The 10,339-nt window shown below is 68.6% G+C and carries 8 protein-coding genes and 1 tRNA gene; 8 read left to right on the top strand and 1 reads right to left on the bottom strand.

Annotation, left to right across the window (positions count from 1 at the left end; all coding sequences use genetic code 11):
* Window positions 1–132 precede the first annotated feature (132 nt).
* Window positions 133–209 (bottom strand) — tRNA-Arg (locus tag EFAMC1_RS05200).
* 201 nt (window positions 210–410) lie between these two features.
* On the opposite strand from EFAMC1_RS05200, the gene aroF reads away from it, so the two are divergent.
* The 8 genes from aroF (at window position 411) to aroQ (ending at window position 9,972) form a co-directional block, all read left to right on the top strand.
* Window positions 411–1,430, top strand: a complete 1,020-nt coding sequence (gene aroF / locus EFAMC1_RS05195; protein WP_154053253.1) for a 3-deoxy-7-phosphoheptulonate synthase — start codon at window positions 411–413, stop codon at window positions 1,428–1,430.
* A 1-nt stretch (window position 1,431) separates the two neighbouring features.
* On the top strand, window positions 1,432–2,409 hold the full coding sequence (locus EFAMC1_RS05190; protein WP_261981781.1) for a prephenate dehydrogenase: 978 nt from the start codon (window positions 1,432–1,434) through the stop codon (window positions 2,407–2,409).
* A gap of 27 nt (window positions 2,410–2,436) precedes the next feature.
* Complete coding sequence (gene aroB, locus EFAMC1_RS05185; protein ID WP_154053252.1) at window positions 2,437–3,606, top strand: 3-dehydroquinate synthase; 1,170 nt, start codon at window positions 2,437–2,439, stop codon at window positions 3,604–3,606.
* A 4-nt stretch (window positions 3,607–3,610) separates the two neighbouring features.
* The gene (gene aroA, locus EFAMC1_RS05180; RefSeq protein WP_154053251.1) at window positions 3,611–4,921 is read left to right on the top strand and encodes a 3-phosphoshikimate 1-carboxyvinyltransferase; all 1,311 of its coding nucleotides are present in this window, start codon (window positions 3,611–3,613) and stop codon (window positions 4,919–4,921) included.
* A gap of 9 nt (window positions 4,922–4,930) precedes the next feature.
* A complete protein-coding gene (gene aroC, locus EFAMC1_RS05175) occupies window positions 4,931–6,037 on the top strand; it encodes a chorismate synthase (protein WP_154053250.1) in 1,107 nt (368 codons plus the stop codon).
* A gap of 102 nt (window positions 6,038–6,139) precedes the next feature.
* Window positions 6,140–7,285: a bifunctional chorismate mutase/prephenate dehydratase gene (locus EFAMC1_RS05170; protein ID WP_154053249.1), complete on the top strand. Its 1,146-nt coding sequence runs from the start codon at window positions 6,140–6,142 to the stop codon at window positions 7,283–7,285.
* Window positions 7,286–7,391: 106 nt separating this feature from the next.
* Window positions 7,392–8,735 (top strand): shikimate kinase, encoded by a 1,344-nt coding sequence (locus EFAMC1_RS05165; RefSeq protein WP_261981780.1) that lies wholly within the window; start codon window positions 7,392–7,394, stop codon window positions 8,733–8,735.
* A gap of 286 nt (window positions 8,736–9,021) precedes the next feature.
* The gene (gene aroQ, locus EFAMC1_RS05160) at window positions 9,022–9,972 is read left to right on the top strand and encodes a type II 3-dehydroquinate dehydratase (protein WP_261981779.1); all 951 of its coding nucleotides are present in this window, start codon (window positions 9,022–9,024) and stop codon (window positions 9,970–9,972) included.
* Window positions 9,973–10,339: the final 367 nt, after the last annotated feature.

Genomic DNA, 10,339 nt, shown 5'->3' with positions numbered 1-10,339 from the left:
GGGTCCCGGAAAGACGAAAGGATGAATCTGGTGGAACGACAAAGAGGAACCCGCGAGATGGGCAGAGCGAAAGGCGCCCTTGAAAAAGAACCCGCGGGGCCAGACGCCGCGCGGGTTCATGCAAGGACGAACTGGTGCTCTCTGTGGGATTCGAACCCGCGACCTTCTGCTCCGGAGGCAGACGCTCTATCCAGCTGAGCTAAGAGAGCAGCTATGGAGAAGTATAGCGGATTTGCGCAGGGATGGCGCGGCGCTCTTTGGCGCGAGCGACCGAGACGCGCGGCATGCGGGCGGGCCGCGCGGGATACCACCCCGATTATTTGTCTGGTTTGCGTGCTACCATCAGGCAACTGACGAAACGAAGACGTTGGGACAATAGGCCGCATGGCGGCCCAAACAGGGGAGACCGCATGATCGCTGTCGTCAAGGAAAGCGCAACCGAGGACCAGATAGGCCACTTCGTAGACTGGATCGAGAGCAAGGGCCTGCGCGCCGACATCTCGAAGGGCACGGGCGAGACCATCATCGGTCTCGTGGGAGACACCACGCAGATCGACCCGTTTCTCGTCGAGAGCATGGACATCATCGACCGCGTGCAGCGCGTCTCCGAGCCCTTCAAGCGCGCCAACCGCAAGTTCCACCCGCTCGACACGGTCGTCGACTGCGGCCACGACGTCAAGATCGGCGGCGGCAACTTCAACGTCATCGCCGGTCCGTGCTCGGTCGAGGGCGAGAACCTCTTCCGCATCGCGCGCGCCGTCAAGGAGGCGGGCGCCACGCTGCTTCGCGGCGGCGCCTACAAGCCCCGCACGAGCCCCTACTCCTACCAGGGCATGGGCGAGGCTGGCCTCGACCTGCTCGCGGAGGCCAGAGACGAGCTCGACATGCCGATCGTGACCGAGATCATGGACCCGCGCGACGTCCAGCAGTTCGTGGACAGGAACATCGAGGTCTGGCAGATCGGCGCGCGCAACGCCCAGAACTTTCCGCTGCTCAAGGAGGTCGGCAAGACCCAGACGCCCATCCTGCTCAAGCGTGGCGTCGCCGGCACCATCGACGAGCTGCTCATGGCCGCCGAGTACATCATGAGCGAGGGCAACCCCAACGTCATCCTCTGCGAGCGCGGCATTCGCACCTTCGAGCGCCGCACGAGGAACACCTTCGACCTCAACGCCGTGCCGGTGCTCCGCCAGCTCTCGCACCTACCCGTCTGCGCCGACCCCAGCCACGCCACCGGCTACACCCGCTACGTGGTGCCGATGGCGCTCGCCGCCACGGCCGCCGGTGCCGACTGCCTCGAGATCGAGGTCCACGACGACCCGAGCCACGCCTGGTCGGACGGTGCGCAGGCGCTCACGCCCAAGATGTTCCGCGAGGCCATGGCCCGCATCGCCAAGGTGCGCGAGGCCGTCGCCGGAGAGGTCGAGTAGCGTGGCCGCGCCAGAGCGCGACGGCCAGGCCCATGGGGCGGCGGGCGACCAGACGCCCAGCTCCACGGCCCAGCAGACGGGTGACCGCATGGTCCACGGGCGCGTCGGCGTCGTGGGCCTGGGGCTCATCGGCGGCTCGTTCGCGCGTGCCCTCGCCCGCGGCGGGCGCGAGGTCTTTGGACTCGACCCCAACGAGGACATCGAGCGCTTCGCATCCATCGACACCACGGTGGGCACCATCACGCCAGACGTGATCCCCACCCTCGAGCTCATCGTGCTCGCCTGCTACCCGGAGGCCTGCGCAAAGTGGCTGCGCGCCAATGCGCATCTGGTAGACGCCCATGCCATCGTCATCGACACCTCGGGCGTCAAGCGCGCCGTCTGCAAGGCGTGCTTTCCCGTGGCCCGGGAGGCGCACATCACCTTCGTGGGCTGCCACCCCATGGCGGGCACGCAGTTCTCGGGCTACGCGCACTCCCGCGCCGACATGTTCGAGGGGGCGCCCATGGTGGTCTGCCCGCCGCCCGACGTCCGCGGCGTCACCTGCCTCGCGCTCGTCGACCGGCTCGAGGGCCTGCTCGCGCCCTGCGGGTTCGACCGCTTCACCGTGACCACGCCCGAGCGCCACGACCAGGTCATCGCCTACACCTCGCAGCTCGCGCACGTGGTCTCGAACGCCTACGTCAAGAGCCCTACGCTCGGGCTTCGCGAGGGGTTCTCGGCGGGCTCCTACAGAGACCTCACGCGCGTGGCGCAGCTCAATCCGAGGATGTGGTGCGAGCTCTTCCTCGACGATGCCGATAACCTCTCTGCAGAGATCGGCCGGCTCGTGGACGAGCTCGAGAAGTACCGCGAGGCGCTCGACGCGCGCGACGCCGCGCGGCTCACCGAGCTCCTCTCCGAGGGTGACCGCATCAAGCGCGCCGACGTCGCGGCGGCCGACGCCGAGAACGACCGGGCCCGAAAGGGCGAGCGCTAGCCCAGGGCCAAGGGACAGGGGGAAGCCATGGCAGAAGAGAGAGTCGTCCACGTCGCCACCAAGACGCGGGCCTATGACGTGCACGTGACGCCGGGCGCCATCGACCGGACGGGCGAGCTCGTGCGGGCCTCGACCGAAGGCGAGCGCGCCTTCGTCGTGACCGACACCAACGTGGGGCCGCTCTACCTCGAGCGCGTCCTTGCCTCGCTCGAGGGCGCCGGCTACGAGGCCGCGAGCTTCACCTTCGCGGCCGGCGAGGCCTCGAAGCGCGCCGGCACCTGGGCCGCTTGTCTCGAGGCCATCGCCCAGGCCGGCCTCACGCGAGACGACGTGGTCGTGGCGCTCGGCGGCGGCGTCGTGGGAGACCTCGCCGGGTTTGCCGGCGCGTCCTACATGCGCGGCTGTCCCGTGGCTCAGGTACCCACGAGCCTGCTCGCGATGGTCGACTCCTCGGTGGGTGGCAAGACGGCCGTCGACCTCGAGGCCGGCAAGAACCTCGCGGGCGCCTTCTGGCAGCCGCGCGTCGTCGTGGCAGACCCCCGCTGCCTCGCCACGATCCCCCACGACCTACTCACCGACTCCTGTGGCGAGGTCATCAAACACGGCGTGCTCGCAGACCCCAACCTCTTCGCCGAGCTCGAGCGCTCCCCCATCAACGCCGGCGGCTATCCCGAGGACGCCCTCGCCGCCGTCATCGCCAGGAACGTCGAGATAAAGCGCGACGTCGTGGACGCCGACGAGCAGGAGCGCGGCGTTCGCCAGACGCTCAACCTCGGCCACACGATCGGCCACGCCGTTGAGGCCGCGAGCGGCTTCTCGCTCGGCCACGGCACCTCGGTCGCCATCGGGCTCTGTGCCATCGCCCGCGCGGCGGCGGCCATCGGCGCCTGCGACGAGGAGGTCGCGCGCCGCATCGAGCGCGTGGCCGACGCCCACGGGCTTCCCACCGACACCCTCCTCGACCACAATCGAATCGTTGAGCTTGCCGCGCACGACAAGAAGCGCCACGGCGACGGCGTGAACGTCATCCTCCCCCGTGCCATCGGCAAGGTCGAGGTGCGTCGCGTGAGCATGGACGAGTTCGCCCGCCTCGTCGACCTGGGCTGTGGCACGGCAGCGCTCGGGCACGCCGCGGCGGCCGGCCCGGCACGCGGCAACGCCGACGCGCCCAGAGACACGACCACCACGGGAGCATAGCCACATGGACCTCACGATCACTCCGCACCGCCTGCACGGCAGCGTGCGAACCATTGCCAGCAAGTCGATGGCGCACCGCCTGCTCATCTGCGCCGCGCTCTGCCCCGGGCCCACCACCATCCGCTGCGCCACCACCTCCAAGGACATCGAGGCCACCATCGGCTGCCTCGAGGCGCTCGGTGCCGAGATAACGCGCGAGGGCGAGCTACTCCACGTGACGCCGCTCGCGGGCTCGCCCGCCACGGACAACCTTCGCCAGGCCCGCCCGGACGCCACGCTCGACTGCGGCGAGTCAGGCTCCACCCTGCGCTTCATGCTCCCCGTCGTCGCGGCGCTCGGTTGCGGCGCGAGCCTCACCGGCCACGGCCGGCTCGCCTCGCGCCCGCTCTCGCCGCTCTACGAGGAACTGCTCGCCGGCGGCTCGGACCTCTCCGAGCAGGGAGCGTTCCCCCTGCACGTGGGAGGCCGGCTCAGGGCCGGGCGCTTCGAGCTCCCGGGCAACGTGAGCTCGCAGTACATCAGCGGCCTTCTGCTCGCGGCGCCGCTTCTCGGCAGCCCGTCCGAGGTCCGCGTGGCCGAGCCCATCCAGAGCAGGCCCTACGTCAACCTCACCGTCGCCGCGCTCGCCGCCTTTGGCGTCGACGTGGTGGAGACCCACGAGAGCGTCGACGGCAGGCCGCACACCTGCTTCGTCGTGACGCCTACGACCCCTTACCGCTCCCCCGGCACCGTCGAGGTCGAGGGCGACTGGTCCAACGCCGCCTTCTGGCTCGCCGCGGGCGCCCTCTCCGACGAGATCTGCGTCTCCGGGCTCGACCTCGCGAGCCGCCAGGGCGACCGCGCCGTGCTCGCCGCGCTGGCCAAGCTCGGCGCCCGTGTGGCCCGCACGATGGGGCTCGCGACCGTCTCGCCCGGCGCGCCCGTGGCCACCGACATGGACGTCTCAGACTTCCCGGACCTCGTGCCGCCCCTCGCGGCGGTCGCGGCCCTCGCCCCGGGGACCACGCGCATCACGGGCTGCGAGCGCCTGCGCCTCAAGGAGTCCGACCGCGTGGAGACGGTGGTCGCCGGCCTCGCGGCCCTCGGCGCAGACATTCGCGCCGAGGGCGACGACATCGTCATCGTGGGCAAAGACGAGCTGGCGGGCGGCACCGTGGACGCCGCGAACGACCACCGCATCGCGATGATGGCGGCCATCGCCGCCGCGCGCTGCGCGGGCCCCATCACCATCCTCGGCGCAGAGTGCGTCGACAAGTCCTATCCGACCTTTTTCGACGACTACCGCACCCTGGGCGGCGTCGTCACCAGAGCCTAGGAGGCAAGCGTGTCCTCTTGCATCGGCGACGCCGTGCGTGTCCAGGTCTTCGGCCAGTCTCACTCAGAGGCCATCGGCTGCGTGGTCGACGGGCTGCCCGACGGCATCGAGGTGGACCTCGAGCGCCTGCAGGCCTTCCTCGACCGCCGCGCCCCCGGGCGCACCGACACCTCCACCACCCGGCGCGAGGCCGACCGCCCGCGCTTCCTCTCGGGCCTCGTCGACGGCCACACCTGCGGCGCCCCCCTCTCGGCCGTCATCGAGAACACCAACACGCGCTCCCAAGACTATTCCGAGCTCAGGCGCCGTCCGCGCCCTGGCCACGCCGACTGGCCGGCCTACGTGCGCTATCACGACCACCACGACGTCGCGGGCGGCGGGCACTTCTCGGGAAGGCTCACCGCTCCGCTCTGCGTGGCGGGCGGCATCGCGCTGCAGGCGCTCGAGACGGCATTCGGCATCCGCGTCGTCGCCCACATCCAGAGCCTGGGGCCAGCGCCCATCGTCGATCTTCCACTCGACACGAACGTCTTCGACGAGGGACAGGCCCAGGCCATCCTCTCGAACCCCCTGCCCTGCGTGAGCGCGGACGCCGCGCTTTCCATGCGCACCTGCATCCTCGACGCGAAGGACCGCATGGACTCGGTGGGCGGCGTGGTCGAGTGCATCGCCTACGGCATGCCGGCCGGCGTGGGCGACCCGATGTTCGAGGGGCTCGAGAACCGCATCGCAATGGTCGCCTACGGCATCCCGGCCGTGAAGGGCGTCGAGTTCGGCGCGGGCTTCAGGGCCGCGCGCATGTACGGCAGCCAGCACAACGACCCCTGGCACATGGTCGACGGCCGCGTCGAGCCCGCCAAGAACGACGCGGGCGGCATCGTGGGCGGCATCTCGACCGGCGCGCCCATCGTATGGCGCATGGCCGTGAAGCCCACGGCCTCGATCGGCATCCGCCAGCACACGGTCGACCTCGAGGCTGGCCAGGACTCCGAAGTCGTGGTGCGCGGCCGGCACGACCCCTGCATCGTGCCGCGCGCCGTGCCCGTGGCCGAGGCCGCCTGCGCCCTCGCCCTGCTCGACGCCATCGTCTCGGAAGGCAAGTACCCCGCCTCCTAGCTGTCACTCTTCCTTCCGTATGATTTGTCACATTTTGACAAGCGGGCAAATCACGCCCGGGCCTAGCGCCATCCAAGCTCGCACCCAAAGGAGCCGCGTCACATGAAGGACCTCGGCGACATCAGAGACCAGATAGACCGCATCGACACCCAAATCTGCGAGCTGTTTGCCCAGCGCATGGCCTGCACGCATGAGGTGGCCGAGTACAAGCGGGCCACCGGCAAGCCCATCCTCGACCGCACGCGTGAGCGTGCAAAGCTCGCCGATGTGGCCACCAAGATGCCGCCTGAGCTCGCCGACTACTCGCAGGCGCTCTTCAGCCTCATCATGGAGATGTCACGCGCGAGCCAGAGCGCCGAGCTCAACGCGCAGAGCGAACTCGACGGCCGCATCCGCGAGGCCATCGCCAAGACGCCAGCGCTCTTCCCGCAGAGTGCCTTCGTTGCCTGCCAGGGCGTCGAGGGTGCCTACTCGCAGCTTGCCGCCGACCGCCTCTTCAAGCACGCCACCATCACTTACCTCGAGTCCTTCGAGGGAGTCTTCCGCGCCGTCAACGAGGGGCTCTGCGAGTTTGGCGTCCTGCCGGTCGAGAACTCCACGGCCGGCTCGGTCAACCAGGTCTACGACCTCATGGAGCGCCACAGCTTCTCAATCGTGCGCAGCCTCAGGCTCAAGGTCGACCACCAGCTGCTCGCCCTCCCCGGCGCCACGCTCGCGGGCATCCGCGACATCTATAGCCACCAGCAGGCCATCAGCCAATGCCGCGACTTCCTCGCCGGCCTCGACGGCGTCTCGGTCCACGTGTGCGAGAACACCGCCGCGGCCGCCAAGATGGTCGCCGAGAGCGGGCGCACCGACATCGCCGCGCTCTCGAGCCGCGCGTGCGCCACGCTCTACAACCTCAAGACGCTCGCTAAGAACGTGCAGGACAAGAACAACAACTACACGCGCTTCGCCTGCATCGCCAAGGACCTGCAGATCTACCCCGGCGCCGACCGCACCTCCCTCATGGTGGTGACGCCCAACACGCCGGGCAGCCTCTACAAGGTGCTCGCCCGCTTCTACGCGCTCGACATCAACCTCGTCAAGCTCGAGAGCCGCCCCATTCCCGACTCCAACTTCGAGTTCAAGTTCTACTTCGACCTCGAGTGCCCCATAGCCGCACCGGAGTTCGCGCGGCTCATCGCCACGCTCGACGACGTCTGCGAGGACTTCCGCTACCTCGGGAGCTACTCCGAGCTGGTGTAGGAGCGGGGCATCGGGAGGCCCCGGCCTTCCGAAAACAGCCCGGTCTGCCACCACCGCGGCCACAAGGGCATCGACCGACCGCCCACGACAAGCGAATGATTGCGCAATGGATTCGATAGACACCACACACAAGACCCTGGACCCTGCGACCATGCCCGCCCCCGCCGGCGCCGCGGAGGCGCGCGAGGGCAGGGGGCCCATTCGCTTTGGGCTGCTAGGTCACACGCTCGGCCACAGCTGGAGCCCGCAGATTCACGAGCGGCTGGGCTCGTGGCCCTACCAGCTCGTTGAGCTCGAACCCGACGAGCTGGGCTCCTACGTGCGCGAGGGCCGCTGGGAGGGGCTCAACGTCACCATCCCCTACAAGCGAGACGTCATGGCCTTCGTCGACGATCTGACCCCGGAGGCCCAGCGCCTCGGCGCGGTCAACACGCTCGTGCGCAGGGGCGACAGGATCGTGGGCGACAACACCGACCTCTTCGGTTTCTCCTGGCTGCTGCGCCGCTTCTGCGAGGCCAACCTCGGCGGCATCGACCGGCTGCGAGACGAGGAGGTGCTGGTCCTGGGCTCCGGCGGCGCGAGCCGGGCCGTGCTCGGCGCGCTCGAGGACTCGGGAGCAAGGGCTCACGTCATCTCGCGCCACGGTGAGGACACCTACGAGACGCTGCTCGAGCGGCACGCCGGCGCGCGCCTCGTCGTGAACGCCACGCCCGTGGGCATGTATCCCAACTGCCCGGCCTCGCCGCTTGCAGCCGAGACGCTCGCGACGCTCCCCCGTCTCGGCGGCGTGCTCGACGTCGTCTACAACCCCGAGCGCACGGGCATCGTGCTTGCCGCCGAGTCGCTCGGCATCCCCGCGGAGGGCGGCCTTGCCATGCTCGTCGCCCAAGCCTGGCGCTCGAGCGAGCTCTGGCAGGGGCACGCCCTTGACGAGGGGCTCATCACCACGATCGAGCAGGAGCTCAGGAGCGGCGAGCGCAACGTGGTCCTCATCGGCATGCCAGGCAGCGGCAAGACCAGCTGCGGGCGCGAGCTCGGCTCCCTCACGGGCCGCACCGTCGTCGACCTCGACCAAGCCTTTGCCGAGCGCTTCGGCAGGAGCGCCGCCGACGTCATCGAGCACGACGGCGAGGACGCGTTCCGCACCATGGAGACCGAGGTGCTGGCCGACTACGCGAAGCGCAGCTCGCAGGTGCTGTCGTGCGGTGGCGGCGTGGTCACGCGGCCCGAGAACCTTGGCCTCATGCGGCAGAACGGCGTGGTCATCATGCTCGACCGGCCGCTCGAGCACCTCTCCTCCAGGGGTCGACCCATCTCCCGCTCGCGCGGCGTCGAGGCGCTTGCCGCCGAACGCATGCCGCTCTACCACGCCTGGGCCGACCACATCGTGCGCTGCACTGGCTCGGCGCACGGTGACGCGATCGAGGTCGCGAGGCTGCTCGGTCTGTAGGGCGCCTGTTGGCCAACCCCTCGATTTCCGGTCGCTTTTATGTCGGTGAGACGCAAGATGGCGGCTCGGTGGAGATTCCGTCATCGGCATACAAGGTGGAACCGCTTGTCCCCTAAATATGAACGTCTGCCCAAGAGGTGGACAAACTTCCGTCAGGTGTGCCAAGGTAAAGGCTTGCAATCGGAACGAGGGGTTTGGCGTGGCCGGGAATGCACGTCTCGGCGGACGCACGCACCACAGGCATGACCGCAACCGCAGGGCTGCGAGCGCGGGGGAAGAGGTAGTCATGAACTATAAGGATGTCGCAGCCGGTGTACTCGCCGCCATTGGCGGGAGCGACAACGTCGAGCGGGCCATGACCTGCCTCACACGCCTTCGCCTGACCCTGCGCAACCGCTCCCTTGCCGACCTTGACGAGCTACGCGGCCTGCGCGGCGTGCTCGGTGCCGTGCCGCACGGTGCCGAGGGCGTGGAGGTCGTCTTTGGTCCCGCCTCGATCGAGGGGGTGGCGCGCGAGTTCGCCATCCAGTCCGACATCGTCCTCGACGAGCCCGGCGGCACCTGCGCCAACCCGCTCGCCGGCATCACCGGCGAGACCGGGGACGAGCAGCCCACGGAACCCGACGAGCCCCCATTTATCATCACCGCAGGCCACCGCCGCTCGTATCGGGCCCAGCAGCAGGCCGCCATCGACGAGGAGCGGCTCGGCAAGGAGGACATCGAGGCCTTGCGCGCCTTCCTCGACGAGGAGCCCGAGCCCAGCAAGGGCGGCTCCAAGCCAGCGCCCGAGACCGAGGGCAAGTCCGTCCTCGTCATCAACGGACCCAACATCAACCTCCTCGGGACACGCGAGCCCAACCTCTATGGACGCGCGGACTACTCGGCTCTCGTACGGACCTGCAAGGTGGCGGCCAAGGAGGCCGGCTTTGCCGACATCCACTGCTTCCAGAGCAACCACGAGGGCTCAATCGTCGACGAGATCCAGGGCGCGCTTGGCGTCTACGACGGTATCGTCATCAACCCGGCGGCATATACGCACACCTCGATTGCCATCCTCGATGCCGTGAAGGCCGTGTCGCTCCCTTGCGTCGAGGTGCACATCTCCAAGGTCGAGGAGCGCGAGGACTTCCGTCAGGTGTCCTACATCAGGGCGGCCTGCTTCGAAACCATCACTGGCATGGGCCTCGAGGGCTACCGCAAGGCCATCTTCGACCTCGCCAAGCACCTGGGCATTTAGGCCCCTGTTTGTTGCCCCACCTCTCCTAGCTTGCGTTTTGCGTCGCACTCACAGAACCTGGTAGCTGGGCTACGGTTAAGCCGCCACCCCGTCAAAGACATCCCAAACCTTCTCCCTCGCAAAACCATCGCATAATATGCTCTCTGGCAAAACCATCGCAGACCTGCCTCACCGGCATGCTTGATGCCCAACACCTGCCAGTGCATCCTCTCTCACCGCAGCGGCTCGCCTCAAGTCAGGGGCCGGATACTGATTTTGGAAGCCGCCTCGGAGCGAGGGTGCATTTCCGCCGGATTTGAGTGCCATGGTTCCTTCGACTGGTTTTGGGTGTGCGGTTCGGACGGATTTGAATATTCAAATCCGTCCG

Source organism: Olsenella uli, assembly GCF_901212675.1.
Classification (GTDB): Bacteria; Actinomycetota; Coriobacteriia; order Coriobacteriales; family Atopobiaceae; genus Parolsenella; species Parolsenella uli_B.
Note: the sequence above shows the minus strand (reverse complement) of the source record. Positions and strands in the feature narration are given on the sequence as shown.